This is a genomic window from Paraburkholderia sp. PGU19, from assembly GCF_013426915.1.
In the GTDB taxonomy this organism is placed as follows: Bacteria; Pseudomonadota; Gammaproteobacteria; order Burkholderiales; family Burkholderiaceae; genus Paraburkholderia.
Map to the genome: position 1 here is coordinate 827,112 of NZ_AP023179.1, position 17,898 is coordinate 845,009.

Annotated in this window: 16 protein-coding genes; 4 read left to right on the forward strand and 12 right to left on the reverse strand. The window is 63.4% G+C overall.

The window, feature by feature from the left end:
- Positions 1-234 precede the first annotated feature (234 nt).
- Together H1204_RS03755 and H1204_RS03760 are read left to right on the forward strand one after the other, a co-directional pair.
- Complete coding sequence (locus tag H1204_RS03755; protein ID WP_007735200.1) at positions 235-396, forward strand: hypothetical protein; 162 nt, start codon at positions 235-237, stop codon at positions 394-396.
- 393 nt (positions 397-789) lie between these two features.
- On the forward strand, positions 790-1,077 hold the full coding sequence (locus H1204_RS03760) for a hypothetical protein (RefSeq protein WP_180729877.1): 288 nt from the start codon (positions 790-792) through the stop codon (positions 1,075-1,077).
- A 124-nt stretch (positions 1,078-1,201) separates the two neighbouring features.
- On the opposite strand, the gene H1204_RS03765 is transcribed toward H1204_RS03760, so the two are convergent.
- Both H1204_RS03765 and H1204_RS03770 read right to left on the reverse strand, forming a co-directional pair.
- Positions 1,202-1,879 (reverse strand): LysE family transporter, encoded by a 678-nt coding sequence (locus H1204_RS03765; protein ID WP_180729878.1) that lies wholly within the window; start codon positions 1,877-1,879, stop codon positions 1,202-1,204.
- 47 nt (positions 1,880-1,926) lie between these two features.
- On the reverse strand, positions 1,927-3,504 hold the full coding sequence (locus H1204_RS03770; protein ID WP_180729879.1) for a UbiD family decarboxylase: 1,578 nt from the start codon (positions 3,502-3,504) through the stop codon (positions 1,927-1,929).
- A gap of 614 nt (positions 3,505-4,118) precedes the next feature.
- Here H1204_RS03770 and H1204_RS03775 point away from each other — a divergent pair.
- Entirely contained in the window at positions 4,119-5,321 is a 1,203-nt protein-coding gene (locus H1204_RS03775) for a transglycosylase SLT domain-containing protein (RefSeq protein WP_180729880.1), read from the forward strand.
- A gap of 132 nt (positions 5,322-5,453) precedes the next feature.
- On the opposite strand, the gene H1204_RS03780 is transcribed toward H1204_RS03775, so the two are convergent.
- The 8 genes from H1204_RS03780 to H1204_RS03815 form a co-directional block, all read right to left on the reverse strand.
- A complete protein-coding gene (locus H1204_RS03780; RefSeq protein ID WP_180729881.1) occupies positions 5,454-6,647 on the reverse strand; it encodes a pyridoxal phosphate-dependent aminotransferase in 1,194 nt (397 codons plus the stop codon).
- A gap of 123 nt (positions 6,648-6,770) precedes the next feature.
- Positions 6,771-7,208: a transcription antitermination factor NusB gene (gene nusB, locus H1204_RS03785; protein ID WP_007749953.1), complete on the reverse strand. Its 438-nt coding sequence runs from the start codon at positions 7,206-7,208 to the stop codon at positions 6,771-6,773.
- Entirely contained in the window at positions 7,205-7,723 is a 519-nt protein-coding gene (gene ribH / locus H1204_RS03790; protein WP_180721714.1) for a 6,7-dimethyl-8-ribityllumazine synthase, read from the reverse strand. The genes nusB and ribH overlap by 4 nt, the downstream gene beginning before the upstream one ends.
- A 78-nt stretch (positions 7,724-7,801) precedes the next feature.
- Positions 7,802-8,938, reverse strand: a complete 1,137-nt coding sequence (ribBA, locus tag H1204_RS03795) for a bifunctional 3,4-dihydroxy-2-butanone-4-phosphate synthase/GTP cyclohydrolase II (protein ID WP_180721715.1) — start codon at positions 8,936-8,938, stop codon at positions 7,802-7,804.
- A gap of 114 nt (positions 8,939-9,052) precedes the next feature.
- Positions 9,053-9,667, reverse strand: coding sequence for a riboflavin synthase (locus H1204_RS03800; protein ID WP_180729882.1), 615 nt, complete (start codon positions 9,665-9,667; stop codon positions 9,053-9,055).
- 24 nt (positions 9,668-9,691) lie between these two features.
- The gene (gene ribD / locus H1204_RS03805; RefSeq protein ID WP_180729883.1) at positions 9,692-10,813 is read right to left on the reverse strand and encodes a bifunctional diaminohydroxyphosphoribosylaminopyrimidine deaminase/5-amino-6-(5-phosphoribosylamino)uracil reductase RibD; all 1,122 of its coding nucleotides are present in this window, start codon (positions 10,811-10,813) and stop codon (positions 9,692-9,694) included.
- Between the two features lie 39 nt (positions 10,814-10,852).
- The gene (gene hemL, locus H1204_RS03810; RefSeq protein WP_180729884.1) at positions 10,853-12,133 is read right to left on the reverse strand and encodes a glutamate-1-semialdehyde 2,1-aminomutase; all 1,281 of its coding nucleotides are present in this window, start codon (positions 12,131-12,133) and stop codon (positions 10,853-10,855) included.
- Between the two features lie 209 nt (positions 12,134-12,342).
- Positions 12,343-12,984, reverse strand: a complete 642-nt coding sequence (locus H1204_RS03815; protein ID WP_180729885.1) for a hypothetical protein — start codon at positions 12,982-12,984, stop codon at positions 12,343-12,345.
- 193 nt (positions 12,985-13,177) lie between these two features.
- Between H1204_RS03815 and H1204_RS03820 the strand changes: the two genes are divergently transcribed.
- Positions 13,178-14,380 (forward strand): Bcr/CflA family multidrug efflux MFS transporter, encoded by a 1,203-nt coding sequence (locus tag H1204_RS03820; protein WP_180729886.1) that lies wholly within the window; start codon positions 13,178-13,180, stop codon positions 14,378-14,380.
- Between the two features lie 741 nt (positions 14,381-15,121).
- Here the strand turns inward: H1204_RS03820 and H1204_RS03825 are convergent.
- Complete coding sequence (locus H1204_RS03825) at positions 15,122-17,038, reverse strand: bifunctional transcriptional regulator/glucokinase (RefSeq protein ID WP_180729887.1); 1,917 nt, start codon at positions 17,036-17,038, stop codon at positions 15,122-15,124.
- A complete protein-coding gene (gene pgl, locus H1204_RS03830; RefSeq protein WP_180729888.1) occupies positions 17,016-17,723 on the reverse strand; it encodes a 6-phosphogluconolactonase in 708 nt (235 codons plus the stop codon). Before pgl ends, H1204_RS03825 begins: the two co-directional genes overlap by 23 nt.
- Positions 17,724-17,898: the final 175 nt, after the last annotated feature.

The following is a 17,898-nucleotide window of genomic DNA, read 5'->3' on the forward strand; positions in this document are numbered from 1 at the left end:
GCTGGAGTATCGCGCTCCAATAAATCCTGGACGCGAACTGGCGGTTTCCGCAGGTGGTTTGGGCGCATGCAGACGCGCGTTTCGCGGTCAACTGATGCTTTCAGGGCAGCTCGCGAACGCACGGTTGTGACAGCACGGGCAAACAGGCGCGAAAACTGCTTCAGGATTTCCGTAGGAGTGGATTGGCAGTCACCTTGGGTTTCAATGTCTCGCAGTCAGAATCGGGAGGTCACGATGAGCATCTTTGCTTACCGAAAGCACTTGCGGTTCCTCACGCATTCCCAACGCCGTCGCTGGTGGGACCAGAAGAAGCGTCTTACGCCACGGGTCAAGATCAGCGGCGCTTATGTGCCGCCCAACGTCACGCGCGAGTTCACATACGTGAAAGTCGGTTGACGCTCATTCCATTTCCGATCGTGCGAAACGCCCGGCCACGCGCCGGGCGTTTTTCTTTGACGGGCGTTTTACCGCTTCGCGGTTGCTGATGCGAGCCCGCAACACCCGTCGGTGAATTTGTAAATAAACATTACCGAAGCGCGCCAGGCGGGACGTGCAAAGGCGGTCAGGATGCCCGGTTTGCCTTCAATCGACGGGCAAGCCCTTGATTTGCGCGATGATCTGCATCATCTGATCAATATAGAAAGAGCGCTGACTGACGAACCGCTTTACGGTAATTGCAATTTGCAACAAATGCAGACAACGGCATGCAGGCTTTTTCGATACATTGAATTCAGAGCATGTCCGTCATGCGACCCGGTCGTGGTGGCCGAGCCGCCAGGAGAAATACAAGTGAAGAAGATCGTTCCGTTCATCGCTGCAGCCGCACTCGGGGTGGGTATGGCCACTGCGGCGCAGGCTCATGTGTCCGTTGGTATCGGCATCGGTATACCCGTGGCGCCCGCTTATCCCGTCTATGCCGCGCCGCCGCCCGCGTATTACGCGCCGCCGCCTCCGCCCGTGGTGTATGCACCGCCGCCCGTGGTCTATGCGCCGCCTGTCGTCGTTGGCGGGTATTACGGCTATCACCGGCCTTATTACCATCACGGCTACTACGGTCGTCCGTACTATCGCTATTGATGTTCTGGCTGCGTAGCGCGTCGGCGCTACGCAGGCCGAATGGAAAAACGGCGCAACGCCGGCTGATCGCCGCGTTGCGCCGTTTGCATTTCACGGGCCGATCGCGTGGCCACGACGCTTCATATCAGCTTGCCGCTTGCGCCGTCTGGACGATCAGGTCGTGGTAGCCGTTGACGATCACGCTGTACGAGAAATAAGCGAACAGCAGCGCGGATAACACGTGGCAGATGCGCAGCAGGCCCGTGCCCGCGCGTTTGCGCCCGTGGCTCGCCAGTCCGCAGATGAAGAGCGTCCAGCACAGTCCGCCGAGAAAAAAGCCGCCGAGAAACACAGGCGCAGTCGTCACCGTCGTCGCGCCGGCTTTGGCGATCAGCGCGCCGCCGACGGCTGCGAACCACAGGATCGCGCTCGGCGACGAGACGGCGAGCAGCACGCCGCGCAGGAAGCCGCGCGCCGGATCGAGATGCGGCGTCGACGCGTCGGCTTGACCTTCGACGGGCGGCGCCGAGGCCGGAACCAGCGCCTCGCGCGCCATCTTCCATGTCAGAAAAAGCAGGATCGCCGCGCCGCCGATCCATACGACCCAGCGCACCGATTCGAACTGCAGCAGCGCAGCCATGCCCGCAAGCGCGAGCGCGGCGTAGATGAGATCGCCGAAACAGGAACCGAGGCCGAGCCAGAAGCCGGGCCTGAAGCCGTGCGACAACGTCAGCGAGATGATCGCGACGTTGACGAGACCGATATCGAGGCACAACGACAATGACAGAAAAAAACCGTCCGACAACATCGACAAGCTATGCATCCGTCCAACCGTGTTGATGATTTGTTGTTATTGAAACCTTGCGCGACTCACAGGCCGAGTTCGTTCCACAAGCCGTCGATGCGCGCCTTGACGGCATCGTCCATCACGATCGGCTGGCCCCATTCGCGGTCGGTTTCGCCGGGCCACTTATTGGTCGCGTCGAGCCCCATCTTCGAACCAAGACCCGCGACGGGCGACGCGAAATCGAGATAGTCGATCGGCGTGCGATCGACCAGCACAGTGTCGCGCGTCGGGTCGATGCGCGTCGTGATTGCCCAGATCACTTCCTTCCAGTCGCGGATGTTCACGTCCTCATCGACGACGACGATGAACTTCGTGTACATGAACTGACGCAGGAAGCTCCACACGCCGAACATCACGCGCTTCGCGTGGCCCGGATAGCTCTTCTTCATCTGCACGATGGCCATCCGGTAGCTGCAGCCTTCGGGTGGCAGATAGAAGTCGGTGATCTCGGTGAACTGCTTCTGCAGCAGCGGCACGAACACCTCGTTCAGCGCGACGCCGAGCACGGCGGGTTCGTCGGGCGGCTTGCCGGTGTAGGTGGAGTGATAGATCGCGTCGCGGCGCATCGTGATGCGCTCGATCGTGAAGACGGGGAACCACTCCTGCTCGTTGTAGTAGCCGGTGTGATCGCCATACGGACCTTCGAGCGCATGTTCGTACGCGGCGCTCGCGCCTTTCGAAGGACGCGGCGGTGCGCCTTCGGGCGCCGGCGCCGGCGCGCCTTCCTGCGGGTAGATGAAGCCCTCCAGCACGATCTCCGCGCGCGCGGGCACCTGCAGCGTGTCGACGCCGGGCGTGATGCACTTCGCCAGTTCGGTGCGTCCGCCGCGCAGCAGGCCGGCGAACTGGTATTCGGACAGCGTGTCGGGCACGGGCGTCACTGCGCCGAGGATCGTCGCGGGATCGGCGCCGAGCACCACGGCAACGGGATACGGCTTGCCCGGGTTCTTCAGCGCGAACTCGCGGAAGTCGAGCGCGCCGCCGCGATGCGCGAGCCAGCGCATGATGACCTTGTTCCGCCCGATCACTTGCTGACGATAGATGCCGAGGTTCTGCCGCGTCTTGTTCGGCCCGCGCGTGACGGTCAGCCCCCAGGTGATCAGCGGCCCAGCGTCGCCGGGCCAGCAGGTCTGAACAGGCAGCTTCGCGAGATCGACGTCGCTGCCTTCCCAGACGATTTCCTGGCAGGGTGGGGCGCTCACCGTCTTCGGCGCCATGTCCCACACCGCCTTCGCGAGCGACAGCAGCTTCCCTGCGTCCTTGAGGCCCTTGGGCGGCTCCGGCTCCTTCAGCGCGGACAGCAGCCGCCCGACGTCGCGCAGCGACTCCAGCGCCGCGCTGTCGCTGTCCGCGGCGCCTTGCGCGGAAGTATCGATGCCCATGCCGAGCGCGACGCGCCGCGGCGTGCCGAACAGATTGCCGAGCACCGGGAACGCATGAGTCTGCTTCGACTCGAACAGCAGCGCGGGGCCGCGCGCGCGCAGCACGCGATCGCATAGCTCGGTCATTTCCAGGATAGGCGACACGTTTTGCGAGATACGGCGCAGTTCGCCAAGCGATTCGAGGCGGCTCGCGAAGTCGCGCAGGTCTTTGTATTTCATCGGGGCGGTCTGGCAGCCGCGAAGCGGCCGTGCAAGGGCTGAAAACGGTGGCGAAGCGGGCGGCGCGGTGACGATCAACCGACCACCAAGCGGCCCGAACGGATTGTCGATTTTACCTGCGTTAGGAAGCGCACGTTGAATACCGAAATTGCCAATCGGCTGGAAAGGCCCTTGTGCAGGGGGATCCGGCAAACTGAACACTGTTCATTATTACAATTAGTTATAGTTTTGACATCCTATAGTGTTGACGATCTATAAAACCCTGCTAGAATCCGGTCACATTGGTTGCAGGGAATTGATAGTTTTTACCACCGTCCCCCGGTCCTTCAGACGCTACGCGTCGCTCTTACCGCCCCTGCTCGGTATTGACGGTCAAATGTAGTCTCCACCAGCGCATTTCGACGCTGGTATTTCGCGTGGGAGCCATCGTGTGCGTGCTTTTTTGGCATGCAGGCGGCCCTTTTTGAGATTTTGGCTCCCCAACGGTACTTTTTGCCGTTTCCCGACGCCGTTGTCGCCTTAACCAGAGCAGGCGGCGTCTTGGTTCTTCCGAACAGCAGTCCAGCCGGTCATTCTTACGGTGTTCGCGAAAGCCAGCAACATGGGAGATCTGAATGAACGCCTGGTTATCGTGGCGTCCCAACGAGCGGATCGCGCAAGTCATGCGCGGCGCGCTGCGTCAAGGGACGCGTGTTAGTCATCATCTATTCAGCGTGGTCGGCGGCTTTGCTGTCCTGTTCGCGCTTACGCTGTGGCTGATGCCGAGCTGGCGCCTGACGCTGGCAACGCGGCTGATGCCCTTCATCACGGCCGCCGTGCAGGCTGGCCCCGCCCGTCTGCTGCAGGGCAACCCGCTGCCGTCGTTCGCGCCTCAACAGCGTAGCAACGCGGCGCCCCAAGACGATACGCTGTCGACCTCGTCCATCTCGTCGAGCCCGACGGACAACCCCAACACGGCGGCTGCCGCCGCTGACGCCGGCTACAACGTCGCCAGCGACAACAGCAGCTTTACGGCTCCTTCCGGCTCGGGCGTGAGCACTGGCCTTTCGTCAGCTGCGCTCAACGGCCTCGATCCACGCACGCTGCCCAGCGTCGGCACGATCGCTTCGATGATTCCGTCGCAACGCGTGTCGCCTGACGCCCGTGACGACCGCGTGCTGGTTTCCACCCGTGAGCAGGACCTCGTCGCGACGTTCATCGCGCGGCGCTACCGCGTCGCTCAGGAGCCCGTCAGCGAGCTCGTGAGGGCGGCGTTCGACACCGGCCGCGAAGTCGGCCTCGACCCGTTGCTGCTGCTCGCCGTGATGGCGATCGAGTCGGGCTTCAACCCGTACGCGGAAAGCGGCGTCGGCGCGAAGGGCCTGATGCAGGTGATGTCGACGGTTCATTCGGACAAGTTCCGGTACTTCGGCGGCCAGAGCGCAGCGCTCGAACCGCTCGCGAACATCAAGGTCGGCGCGATCGTGCTGAAGGATTGCATCGCGCGTGGCGGCTCGTTGCCGGGCGGTCTGCGCCTGTACGTTGGCTCGACGTCGCAGGACGACGGCGGTTACGGCGCGAAGGTGATGGCCGAGCGCACGCGCTTGCGTGATATCGCGCGCGGCCGCAAGGTGCCGATCAACTCGCCTCAGTCACCGTCGACGGTGACGGCTTCGACGTCCACAGCAGCGGCGTCGAATGGTGCGAACAAGCGTGTACAGATGACGCTCGACGGCCACCCTTTGAGCGCCGCAGCGCCGGTGAAGGGCGCGGAGCAGGATGACGCGAGCGCGAACGCAGCGAAGCATGTGGCGCAGCAGCCTGAACTGGGCGCCTGATCGCGTTCGGACACACTGATTGCGTAAAAGAAAAAGGGCACCTTCGGGTGCCCTTTTTTCGTTGGATGGCGAGCTTTCTTACGCCTTGAGGCTGGTTTTTGGCGGTGCGACGGCACGCCGCCGCGTACGTACCTACCCGCCGAACAGCTTCCGCAGACGCTCGACGGCCTCTTCGAGCTTCGAATACGCAGTCGCATACGACAGTCGGATGTACTCGCGCGGCTGATACGAGCCGAAGTCCATGCCCGGCACGAGCACGATGCCCGCGTCGTGCAGCATCGCGCTCGTCAGCGCGGCGCTGTCGCCGGCGGCCGGGTGCGCGACGCTGCGGCAGTCCGCGTAGACATAGAACGCGCCGTCCGGCATGACGGGCACCGTGAACCCCAGCGATTCCAGCGCGGGTGCGATGAAATCGCGGCGGCGCTTGAACTCCAGCCGGCGCGCTTCGTAGATCGCGAGCGTATCCGGCTCGAAGCAGGCGAGCGCCGCGTGCTGCGCGAGTGCTGACGCGCAAATGAACAGATTCTGCGCGAGCTTTTCGAACGCGCCGACGAGGGCAGGCGGCACCACGAGCCAGCCCAGACGCCAACCCGTCATGTTGAAGTACTTCGAAAAGCTGTTGACGGTGACGACATCCTCGCCGAACGACAGCGCCGACACGGGCGGCGCGTCATAACTCAAGCCCTGATAAATCTCGTCGACGATCGTGAAGCCGCCGCGCGCGCGGACCGCTTCGACGATGCGCTTCAGCTCGGCCGGCTCGATCGACGTGCCCGTTGGATTCGACGGCGAGGCCAGCAGCACGCCGCGCGTGCGCGCATTCCACAGGCGCTCGACATCATTGGCCGTCAACTGGAAGCGCTCGACCGGGCCGCTTGGCACCAGCACGGGCTTGCCCTCGGCGGCGGCGACGAAATGGCGGTTGCACGGATAGCTCGGGTCGGGCATCAGCACTTCGTCGTCGCGATCGACGAGCGCCGCGCACGCCAGCAACAGTGCCGCCGAGGCACCCGCCGTCACGACGATTCGCGCCGGATCGATGTCCAGACCATACGCGTGCTTGTAATGACCCGCGATGGCCTCGCGCAGCGGGTGAATGCCGAGCGCGCTCGTGTACTGCGTGACGCCGCTCCGCAGCGCTCGCGTCGCGGCTTCGATCACGGGTTCCGGCGCGGTGAAATCGGGTTCGCCGATTCCCATATGGATGATGTCGCGCCCGGCGCGCTCCAGCAGCGCCGCTTCCTTCGCCAGTTCCATCACATAGAAAGGCTGGATGGCGTCGACGCGGGCGGCCAGTTTCACGAGGGGTTCGGTCACGCTGTTCATTCGATGAGTCCAGTTCAATACAAAGCCCGCACACAGTGGTGCAAAAAACAAAGGCGGGCCCGCGTAACGCCGGACCCGCCTGCATCGCCAACATCTGAAGCCCGCTACGCGCGTCGCGCGTGCTTACTGCTTGCGGCCGGCCGCCTGCGTTTCCGCTTCGCGCAGTTTCACCGACAGCTTGTCGAGCACGCCATTCACGTACTTGTAGCCGTCCGAGCCGCCGAAGGTCTTCGCGAGTTCGACCGCCTCGTTGATGACGACGCGATACGGAATGTCGACGTGATTCTTCAGCTCGTACGCGGCCACCAGCAGCACCGCGCGCTCGACGGGCGACAACTGGTCGATCGGGCGGTCGAGGCAGGGCGTGAGGTCGGCGGACAATGCCTCCGAATCGCGGATCACGCCATGCAGGATCGCGTCCAGATGTTCGTGGTCGGCCTTGTCGTAACCTTGGGCGCCGCGCAACTGCGCGTCGATCTCACCTGCCGGCGAACCCGACAGCAACCACTGATAAAGCCCCTGCGTGGCCAGTTCGCGGGAGCGTCGGCGTGCGCTCTTCATGCCCGTTCCTCTTCGTCGTCCTCGTCTTCGTCTTCCTCGTCGTCGCCGCCGTCCAACTGTTCGAGCGCGACTGCGAGATTTGCCATTTCGACAGCGGTGCGCGCCGCGTCACGACCTTTTTCGGTCATGCGGGCAACGGCCTGCTCGTCGTTTTCGGTGGTCAGCACGGCGTTTGCGATGGGCGTGCCGAAGTCGAGCGCAATACGCGAGATGCCCGAGCCGCTTTCGTTCGACACGAGTTCGAAGTGATATGTCTCGCCGCGGATGACTGCGCCGAGCGCGATCAGCGCGTCGAACTGGCCGCTTTCAGCGAGCTTTTGCAGTGCGAGCGGGATTTCCAGCGCGCCCGGCACGGTGACGAGCAGCACGTCTTCGCCCGTCACGCCGAGGCGTTCGAGTTCTTCGATGCATGCGTCCGCGAGGCCGTTGCAAACGGGTTCGTTAAAGCGCGATTGGACGATGCCGATGCGCAGACCGTCGCCATCGAGATTCGGTTGGTATTGTCCGATTTCCATTTGAGATCCGTAGTGTGTTGGTTGAGCGCAGATACGCGGAAACTGGGCGAAAACTGGTCGTGAAAACAGTTGATGCGTTCAGCAGTTCTGCGGCTTTTCGGCCGCGCTGCCCGGCATCGGCACGAAGCCGGTGACTTCGAGCCCATAGCCGGACATGCTGCCCAGCTTGCGCGGGTTCGACAGCACCTGCATCTTGCCGACACCGAGTTCGCGCAAAATCTGCGCGCCGATGCCATACGTCTTGAAGTCCACCGGGCGGCGCTTGAGCGCCTCGGCCCGGCTCTTTTCGTCGAATGCCTTGAACACGTCGATCATGTGTTCTTTCGAGTCGCCGCAGTTCAGCAGCACGATCACGCCGTGATCGCGCGCGGCAATTTCCTTCATGGCGGCGTCGAGCGTCCACGAGTGCGTGGACGTGCCGACTTCCAGCAGATCCAGCACAGAGAGCGGCTCGTGCACGCGCACCATGGTTTCGCGCTCCGGCGTAGGCGTGCCGCGCACCAGCGCCATGTGCGGCTGGCCGCTCGGCTGGTCCAGATACATCACCGCGCGGAACGGGCCGTGCACGGTTTGCATCGTGCGTTCGCAGACGCGCTCGACGATCGATTCCGTGCGGCTGCGATAGTGGATCAGGTCGGCGATCGTGCCGATCTTCAGGCCATGTTCTTCGGCGAACGTCAGCAGGTCGGGCAGGCGCGCCATCGTGCCGTCGTCCTTGATGATTTCGCAGATCACGGCAGCGGGCGTGAGGCCCGCGAGCGCCGTGAAATCGCAACCGGCTTCCGTGTGGCCCGCGCGCACCAGCACGCCGCCCGGCTGCGCCATGATCGGGAACACGTGGCCCGGCTGAACGATGTCCTCGGTGCGCGCGTTTGCCGCGACGGCCGTGGCGATGGTATGCGCGCGGTCCGCCGCCGAAATGCCCGTGGTGACGCCTTCAGCCGCCTCGATGCTGACGGTGAACGCCGTGCCGTACTGCGTGCCGTTGCGGTGCGTCATCAGCGGCAGGTTCAGCAGCCTGCAGCGTTCCTGCGTGAGCGTCAGACAGATCAGGCCGCGGCCATAGCGCGCCATGAAGTTGATCGCTTCGGGCGTGATGAACTCCGCTGCGATGACGAGGTCGCCCTCGTTTTCGCGGTCTTCTTCGTCGACAAGAATCACCATCCGGCCCGCTTTGAGCTCGGCGATGATTTCAAGGGTGGAGGCGAGTGTCATGTTGGCGAGAAGTTTGGGAAAGCGCGTATTTTACGCCACGCCGCCCGGCAAGTCGCCCGTCCGAATGGCATATGCCGTCCGGACGAATATTCAGCCGCGAAGAGACGCGCGAGACTACTTCGGTGCGTTGAGCATCCGCTCGACGTAACGCGCAATCAGGTCGATCTCCAGATTGACCCTCGTCCCGTCATTCAAGGCCTTGAGCGTGGTGACTTCAACCGTATGCGGAATCAGATTGATCGAAAACTCGCAACCGTCGTCGCGGTCTGTCACCGAGTTCACGGTGAGGCTCACGCCGTTCACGGTGATCGAGCCCTTGTACGCCAGATACTTGCCGATCTCGCGCGGCGCCAGCACGCGCAGTTCGTGCGATTCGCCCACGCGCGCAAAGCGCGTCACCGTGCCGAGCCCGTCCACGTGGCCCGAGACGATATGGCCGCCGAGGCGATCGTGGGAGCGCAGCGCCTTTTCGAGGTTCACTTCGCCTGTGTCGCCGAGGCCCACCGTGCGGTTCAGGCTTTCGCGTGACACGTCGACGTCGAACGAAGCCGGCGTTTTTTCGATCACGGTCATGCACGCACCCTGGATCGCGATGCTGTCGCCCAGTTGCACGTCGTCGAGATCGAGGCCGCCCGCTTCGACGGTCAGGCGGACGCCCGCGTCCGGCTCGTTGCCGAGCGGCTTGATCGCTGCAATGCGGCCTACTGCCGCGACGATTCCCGTAAACATCGTGTCGTGTCCTCTATCTATCTGTCAGAGCGCGGGCGGGTTCGGCAACAGGCGCGCAAGAATCCGCACGTCACTGCCAATCCGGTCCACGGCATGAAATTCGAGTTGCGTGCGCGCATCCAGCGAGCCGGGTGCGGCGAGATTGAACATGCTCATCGAGTCGTTGCCGAGCAGGCTCGGCGCGAGATAAACCAGCAGTTCGTCGACGCAGCCTTCGCGCAACAGCGAACCGTTCAGCTTGTAGCCCGCTTCCACGTGCAGTTCGTTGACCTCGCGCTTCGCGAGTTCTTCGAGCATGCGCGGCAGATCGACCTTGCCTTGCTCGTTCGCGAGCGGCACGATCTCGGCGCCGCGGTCATGCAGCACGGCGGCGCGTTCTTCGAGCAGCGGCGTGAGCGTGCTGCAGAAAATCAGCGTCGGCGCGCCCGCGAGAATTTGCGCTTCGGGCGGCACTTCCAGCTGGCTGTCGATCAGCACGCGGTGCGGCTGGCGTGGGGTATCGACGGCGCGCACGGTCATGCGCGGATTGTCTTCCTTCACGGTGCCGATGCCCGTCAGGATCGCCGACGCGCGGGCGCGCCACGCGTGCCCGTCGTTGCGCGCCGCTTCGCCCGTGATCCATTGGCTTTCGCCCGACGGCAAGCCCGTGCGGCCATCCAGCGACGCCGCCACCTTCATTCGCACCCACGGCCGGCCGCGCATCATTCGCGACACGAAGCCGATGTTCAGTTCGCGCGCTTCCGTTTCGAGCAGGCCGCAGCGCACTTCGATGCCCGCGTCGCGCAGCATCGACAAGCCGCGTCCCGACACGCGCGGATTCGGGTCTTCCATCGCGGCGACCACGCGCGCGACCTTAGCCTCGATCAGCGCGTTCGCGCACGGCGGAGTGCGGCCGAAGTGGCTGCACGGCTCGAGCGTTACATAGGCCGTCGCGCCACGCGTATCGTTGCCGCGGCTGCGCGCGTCCTTGAGCGCCTGGATTTCCGCGTGATCGTGCCCGGCGGGCTGCGTGAAGCCTTCGCCGATCACCTCGCCGTTCTTCACCAGCACGCAACCGACGCGCGGATTGGGGTCGGTCGTGTACAGGCCGCGCCAGGCGAGGGCCAGCGCGCGTTCCATGTGGACGAAATCGTTCTGCGAGAACATCGGCTTCGGGTTATCCGTTCAGTGTTTCGTCGTGGTGGATCAGGCGAGCGACTTGAATGCGCCGCGCGCGGCTTCGATGGTGGCGTCGACGATCGCGTCGTCGTGCGCGCTCGACACGAAGCCGGCTTCATACGCCGACGGCGCGAAGTACACGCCCGCATCCAGCATCTTGTGGAAGAACGTGTTGAAGCGCGGCACGTCGCAGCGCGAGATTTCCGCGAAGCTGCCCGGCACCGATTCCGAGAAATACAGGCCGAACATACCGCCCACGGAATCCGCCGCGAACGGCACCTTTGCTTCGCGCGCCGCTTCCTTGAGACCTTCGACGAGGCGGGTGGTCTGACGCGACAGCGCGTCATAGAAGCCCGGCGCCTGGATCAATTGCAGCGTCTTGAGGCCAGCCGCGACCGCAATCGGATTGCCCGACAGCGTGCCCGCCTGATACACGCCGCCCAGCGGTGCGAGATGGGCCATGATGTCGCGCCGTCCGCCGAAGGCCGCCGCCGGCATGCCGCCGCCGATCACCTTGCCGAGACACGTGAGGTCCGGTGTGATGCCATACAGTTCTTGCGCGCCGCCCAGCGCGACGCGGAAACCGCACATCACTTCGTCGAAGATCAGCACTGCGCCGTACTCGGTGCACAGGCGCCGCAGCGCGCCGAGGAACTCCGGCGTCGCGCGCACGAGGTTCATGTTGCCCGCCACCGGCTCGACGATCACGGAAGCGATTTCGTCGCCGAACGCCTTGAACGCTTCTTCGAGCGCCGCGACGTTGTTGTATTCGAGCACGGTGGTGTGCTTCGCGATATCGACAGGCACGCCCGCCGAGGTCGGGTTGCCAAATGTGAGCAATCCCGAGCCTGCCTTGACGAGCAGGCTGTCCGCGTGACCGTGATAGCAGCCCTCGAACTTGACGATGCGGCTGCGGTTCGTGAAGCCGCGCGCAAGGCGCAGCGCGCTCATCGTCGCTTCCGTGCCGCTCGACACCATCCGCACCTGTTCCATCGAAGGCACCAGCTTGCAGATTTCCTCGGCGATCTCGATCTCAGCCTCAGTCGGCGCGCCGAACGAGAAGCCGTTCACCAGTACGCGCTGCACGGCTTCGAGCACTTCGGGATGCACATGGCCGACGATCATCGGTCCCCAGGAGCCGATGTAGTCGATGTAGCGCTTGCCCTCGGCGTCCCAGAAGTACGCGCCTTGTGCGCGCTCGATGAAACGCGGCGTGCCGCCGACCGAACGGAAGGCTCGCACGGGCGAGTTGACGCCGCCCGGAATGGTTTTCTGGGCGCGGTCGAAGAGTTCTTGATTGCTGGACATGAGCGTTGGACCTGCTTGGGTTGGGATCGCGCGTCGGACGGCTGTGACTGGCGCGAATGCAGTACAAGGGCGGTATCGATGCGGTGCAAAGGCTTGCCGCGAAGCGCGCAGCGTTCGCACGAGCCTGAAATGACCTCACGAAATTGTACCGGAGTCGTGTGCGGTCGGCCGCGAGCCGTGCCGGTCCGGCGACGCGCCGGGTATTGCGCTCAGGTGTCGCCGGCGTCGCCCCCGCCATTGCCTTCGCCGTCGCCGGGCGTGCTATTTGGGCGTTTGGGCGAACTGAAGTACATCGCGACGCGTGCCGCGCGCTTGCCGGCAGCGGCCTTGTTCGCCGCGCTCCACACTTGCGAGGCGTGCTCTTTGGTCGATTTGGCGGGCGCGTCCGCAACCGGCGCGACAACGGGCCGCGCGCGCTTACCCGTGCGTTCGATCCAGAGCTTTTCGAGGGCGCCTTCGGCCATCGGCTTGATCGAGATGCCAGAGGTTTGGGCGTCCCACGTCTGCACGGAGAACGGATGCTTGCGCAATTCGTCGCGTGTGATCACGACCTCATGATGCGCGTCGACCAGATAGTCGTAGACGAAATCGACGCACAGCCGGTAGCCGCGCTTTTTGGTCGCGTCGGGCACCTCGTACGGCGCGCGCGTCACGTAGCCCGACGCGAACACGCCCTTTGGCTCGAGCGTCACACGATGGATGAACACGCGGTCGCCCGGCAGGATGCTGCGCGAGAAGCCGCAGCCCCAGACATCAGTTACGGCTTCGCCGGCCGCGACGCGTTTTGCCACGTCCGGCAATTCGGGCCACGGCCACTTCTTCGGGCTCCAGATCAGCAAAAAGGCAGTCATCTGGGTCGGAAATCGGTATCGAAGGAACGGACGGTCAGCTTAACCGATAAGGCGAGGAAAGCCCGGCGAGTGCTGACACCGGGCAGGGCGATGGCGGGCGTCGGGTACAATCGGGGGCCGTATCCGCAGCGCGGCACGGTCCGCTGGGCCCAGCATCGACCGGTCTTCGCGCGCTGCTTCTCAATGGAATTCCATGTCTCACGACGTCAGATCCCGGCCAGATGCCCGGCTGATTCTGCTGCTCGGCGCGCTTGCCGCGTGCGGGCCGATTTCGATCGATATGTACCTGCCCAGCCTGCCGTCGATCACGCAGGCGTTCAGCGTCAGCGTCGGCGCCGCGCAGAGCACGTTGACCAGCTTCATGCTCGGGTTTTCGATTGGCATGCTGCTGTATGGCCCGATGTCTGATGCTTACGGACGCCGTCCCGTGCTGCTCGGTGGCATCATCATGTACACGCTGGCGACGATTGCCTGCACGCTGTCGTTTTCGATTGGCGCGCTCATTACGTTTCGCTTCCTTCAGGCGCTTGGCGCGGGCGCGGCATCGGTGCTGGCGCGCGCGATTGCCCGCGATGCGCACGGGCCAAGCGACGCGGCTCGCGTTTTGTCTATGCTCGCTATTGTCACGTCGATTGGGCCGTTGCTTGCGCCTTTGATTGGCGGGCAATTGTTGTTGCTTGGTGGCTGGCGCGTCGTGTTCATCGCGCTGACGATTTTCGGTGCGGTCTGCGCTGTTACCGCGTTCTTGCGTGTTCCTGAGACCTGGCCTCGTGAGAAGCGCGCACACGGCGCGGTGCTGCAGTCATTTGCCGCGTACGGCACGCTGTTGAAAGACCCCGTCACGTGGGGGCACATGCTATGCGGCGGCATGGCGTTCGCGTCGATGTTCGCTTATATCACCGCTACGCCGTTCGTTTACATCGAGTACTTTCATGTGTCCGCGCAGCATTATGGGTTTCTGTTCGGGCTGAATATTGTCGGCATCATGCTTGGCAACTTTATCAACACGCGCGTTGTTGGGCGCACCGGGCCGCTGCCTATCATTTCTGCTGCTGCGACTATCAGCTTCGTTGCGTCGCTGTTCGTTGCTCTGATGTGTCTGACAGGGTGGGGCGGGTTGTGGTCGATCGTTGCTGGGCTGTTCTTCGTCGTGGGCGTGGTTGGCTTGCTGTCGGCCAATTGCACGACCGACCTCATGCATCGCTATCCGCGTAATGCCGGCGCGGCGGCGGCTGTGTTCGGGGCTATGCAGCTTGCGCTTGGGGCTTTGTCGAGTTTTGCCGTTGGGCTCTGGCATGACGGGTCGCCCCAAGGGATGGGGGTGACGATTGCTGTCGCGGGGTCGTTGTGTTTTGTTGGGAGAGGGTTGGTTTTGAAGTGGCATCCGCGGAGTTGATGTGTTTGCTGCGCAAGCCTTGGCGGTGGGTGTTTTGGGCTTTGCGTTGGCATCCGCGATTTCGCTGGCATCCGCGATTCGTTAGCGTGCTTCAAGCGTCGCCCCTGTGCGGGGCGGCACCTACTTTTCTTTGCCGCCGCAAAGAAAAGTAGGCAAAAGAAAGCGGCTAACACCGCCAGCCTGTGTTCCTATCCACGGGCCCCCAACGTCCCCACGCTTCACATGACAGTGCCCTGGTCGGTGCTCGTTGCCAACGCTTCGAATGAACGCCTCACCCACTTCAGACACCCACACAAGAATTAGCGGCAGCGAATGGTATGTGCCACCTGGGCGGCCGTGGAATGTCTGGCACGGCGTGCGGCGACGCGGGTGCGTGAAGCGGGTGAGGCGCACCGCAAGAGCGCTGGCAACAAGCAAGGGTCACGTGATTGCCGTGTGAGGCGTAAGAACCTTTGGGGGCCCTCAGGCAGGAAGAAATGTTGGCGGTGTGAGCCGCTTTCTTTTGCCTACTTTTCTTTGCGGCGGCAAAGAAAAGTAGGTGCTGCCCCGCACAGGGGCGACGCTTGAAGCACGCTAACGAATCGCGGATGCCAGCGCATAAGCAATAAAACCAACTGCAACACCAACGTCGGCACGACAAACCGCGCATCGCGGACTGCCTGTGCTAAAGCAAACAACACCGATCGCCTGCGGCGCGAAAGCCCCAACAACAAACCCCAAGCGCCGCAGGCAAAAAAAACCTCAATCCCGCGGCGACGCCGCCGCCCCATGACTCAGCCAGTCGAGCACAGCCGACGTATCATCATCCGAGCCCTTGCGGGTCTTAGCGACGGCAGCACTAACCTCAGAAGCCGGCGCCGCCCGCCGAATCGCGACCCCAACAGCAAGAATATCGATCATCAACAGATGCAGCACCCGCGAGATCATCGACAGTTGCGACTCGCGAATCTCGATATGATCGGTTTCCAGCGCAACGGTCGCGCGCTTAGCCAAAGGCGTATTACTCGACGTAATCGCGATCACCTTGGCACCCGCCTGCATCGCCACTTCCAGAACACGCAGCAATTCGGGCGCACGTCCCGACTTCGAAACAGCGACGATCACGTCACCCTTACCGAGCAACGCAGCCGACGCCGCCTGCATATACAGATCGCCATAAGCAATAGTCGGAATGCCAAAACGGAAGAACTTGTAATGCGCATCCTGCGCGACGATGTTCGAATTACCGAGACCATAAAACTCGATACGCCGCGCACTGTTCAGCAGATCGATGGCCGCCTCGACGTGCTCGAAGTTCAGATGCTCGCGCAACTGCAAAATCGCCGACACCGTGTTGTCCAGCACCTTCGCGCCGAAGTCCGTCGCCGTATCGCCAAGATGAACCTGGCTATGCGAGACGGGAATGGTGCCCGTCAAACCCGTCGCAAGCTTCAGCTTGAAATCGGACAAGCCCTGGCAGCCAAGTGAACGGCAGAAGCGGATCACCGTCGGCTGGCTCACATCGGCCTTGCGCGCGATATCGACGATCGGGTCGTTGATGATCGAACGCGGGTGATTCAGCGCGAGATCCGCGACGCGCCGCTCGGCAGGCGTCAACGCATCACGCATCTGGCGAATGCGCTCGAATACCGCCGACGAACTGCCGCCCGCGCGGTTCGACAACTGCTCCGCGAGAATCGCCGATACACCGAGAAACGCCGGATATTCCGCCGTGATCACATAAGTCGGCACGTTCTTCAGATACGCCTCGAAGCGGCCCTTCGCCTCGAAACGCTGGCGGAACGACGAGCGCGCGAACACTTCGCCCAGACGCGGCACGACGCCGCCGCCGATATAGATGCCGCCCAGCGCGCCCAGCGTCACCGCGATATTGCCGGCGAAGGTGCCGAGAATGCCGCAGAACACATCGATGGTTTCCGCCGCGAGCGCGTCGCCATCAAGACCTTTCTTGACGATCTCCGATACTTCGAGCGTCGCGGGCACGCGCTTCTTGTCGCGTTGGGCCAGCGCGCGATAGATCACTTCGATGCCGGGCCCCGCCGCCACGCGTTCGAACGACACATGCGACCACTTCTTGCGTGCGTACTGCAGCACGAGGTCTTCGCGTTCGTCCATCGGTGCGAACGTCGCGTGGCCGCCTTCGCTGCCGAGCGCGATCCAGCGGTCATCAGCGGGAATCAAGCCCGACACGCCCATGCCCGTGCCCGGCCCGAGCAGGCCGATCACGCTGTTCTGACGACGCGAGCCGCCGCCCACCTGCACGCGCTGCGCATCGGTGAGACCCGGAAGCGCCATCGCCAGGGCGGTGAAGTCATTGACGACCAACAGCGTATCGAAGCCCAGCGCGCGGCGCGTCGCTTCGATCGAGAACGTCCAGTCGTGATTGGTCATGCTGACCTGATCTCCATCGACCGGGTTCGCAATCGCAATCGCCGCATGATTCACGCGGCCGATCTTGGTGTCTTTCAGATACTTCTTGATGACCTCTGCAACACCCGGATACTCCGCGCAGGGATAGACCAACACCTGCGTGATTTCGCCAGGACCCGTCTCAAGCGCAAAGCGCGCATTGGTGCCGCCGATGTCGGCGAGCAGCCTCGGTCCGTCGGCGTGCTGTCCCGCACCGGGGACAGTCTTAGTTTGCACACCAGTAGACATCGAGTCTCACTCCCTTGTCGTTCGCCAACGTCGAGATGGCATTTTTTTGTTGGGCGGCTGCGGCGGCATTGAGCACGTCGAGCTTTTTCTGACCGGCGATCAGCAGGAACACCCGGTCGATCTTCTTCAAGGCGGACATCGACCAGCTCACGCGCGCATGCGGCGCGGCGCCGGGATGCACGGCGACGAACGGATCGGCTGTCGAGATCGCATGGTCCCATTCGGGCGCGTCCGCGAAAATCGATGCCGTGTGGCCGTCTTCGCCCATGCCGAGCACGGCAATGTCGGGCAAATGACGATCGCCGCTCGCAACTTCGCCGTTCAGCGCGGCAATGTAGGCATCGAGCGATTGCGTCGTATCCACGAGCGGAAGGAAGGCGGCGTCACGCGCGGCATGCTGCAACAGCGTCTCGCGTGCAAGGCGCGCGTTGCTGGCGTCGTCGGTTTCGGGCACCCAGCGGTCGTCGACGAGCGTCACCGCGATGCGCTTCCAGTCGAACGGCTGCGTGGACAGGGTTTGCAGAAACGGACGCGGACTCGTGCCGCCGGACACGGCAAGCGTCGTTGCGCGGGCGCGGGTCGCGCTCGCACGGGCGGCGAGCGACGCATGTAACGCGTCGCCGACCGCCTTCGCCAGCGCGTCGGATTGGGCGCGCGGGTCGTCGAAAGCGTGAAGCTCGATCACTTCTCCTCCATGCTGCTTTCTTTGTTTGATCTGAATTGCTGCGGCGCGACGTCGGTTCCAGATAGGAGCCGCCGTCGACATGTCCCGCGGCTGCCGCTACCGGTCCTTTGTGATCCAGGTCCGGTCCGGCGATTCAAGCTGTGTTCAATCGATACTTCATACGGCGCGCCGCGAG

Coding starts and splice junctions, on each gene's coding strand:
- H1204_RS03755 (WP_007735200.1), top strand. CDS start 235: ATGAGCATCTTTGCTTACCGAAAGCACTTGCGGTTCCTCACGCATTCC.
- H1204_RS03775 (WP_180729880.1), top strand. CDS start 4,119: ATGAACGCCTGGTTATCGTGGCGTCCCAACGAGCGGATCGCGCAAGTC.
- H1204_RS03765 (WP_180729878.1), bottom strand. CDS start 1,879: ATGCATAGCTTGTCGATGTTGTCGGACGGTTTTTTTCTGTCATTGTCG.
- ribH (WP_180721714.1), bottom strand. CDS start 7,723: ATGGAAATCGGACAATACCAACCGAATCTCGATGGCGACGGTCTGCGC.
- H1204_RS03825 (WP_180729887.1), bottom strand. CDS start 17,038: ATGTCTACTGGTGTGCAAACTAAGACTGTCCCCGGTGCGGGACAGCAC.
- H1204_RS03780 (WP_180729881.1), bottom strand. CDS start 6,647: ATGAACAGCGTGACCGAACCCCTCGTGAAACTGGCCGCCCGCGTCGAC.
- H1204_RS03770 (WP_180729879.1), bottom strand. CDS start 3,504: ATGAAATACAAAGACCTGCGCGACTTCGCGAGCCGCCTCGAATCGCTT.
- ribBA (WP_180721715.1), bottom strand. CDS start 8,938: ATGACACTCGCCTCCACCCTTGAAATCATCGCCGAGCTCAAAGCGGGC.
- ribD (WP_180729883.1), bottom strand. CDS start 10,813: ATGTTCTCGCAGAACGATTTCGTCCACATGGAACGCGCGCTGGCCCTC.
- hemL (WP_180729884.1), bottom strand. CDS start 12,133: ATGTCCAGCAATCAAGAACTCTTCGACCGCGCCCAGAAAACCATTCCG.
- H1204_RS03800 (WP_180729882.1), bottom strand. CDS start 9,667: ATGTTTACGGGAATCGTCGCGGCAGTAGGCCGCATTGCAGCGATCAAG.
- H1204_RS03815 (WP_180729885.1), bottom strand. CDS start 12,984: ATGACTGCCTTTTTGCTGATCTGGAGCCCGAAGAAGTGGCCGTGGCCC.
- nusB (WP_007749953.1), bottom strand. CDS start 7,208: ATGAAGAGCGCACGCCGACGCTCCCGCGAACTGGCCACGCAGGGGCTT.
- H1204_RS03820 (WP_180729886.1), top strand. CDS start 13,178: ATGTCTCACGACGTCAGATCCCGGCCAGATGCCCGGCTGATTCTGCTG.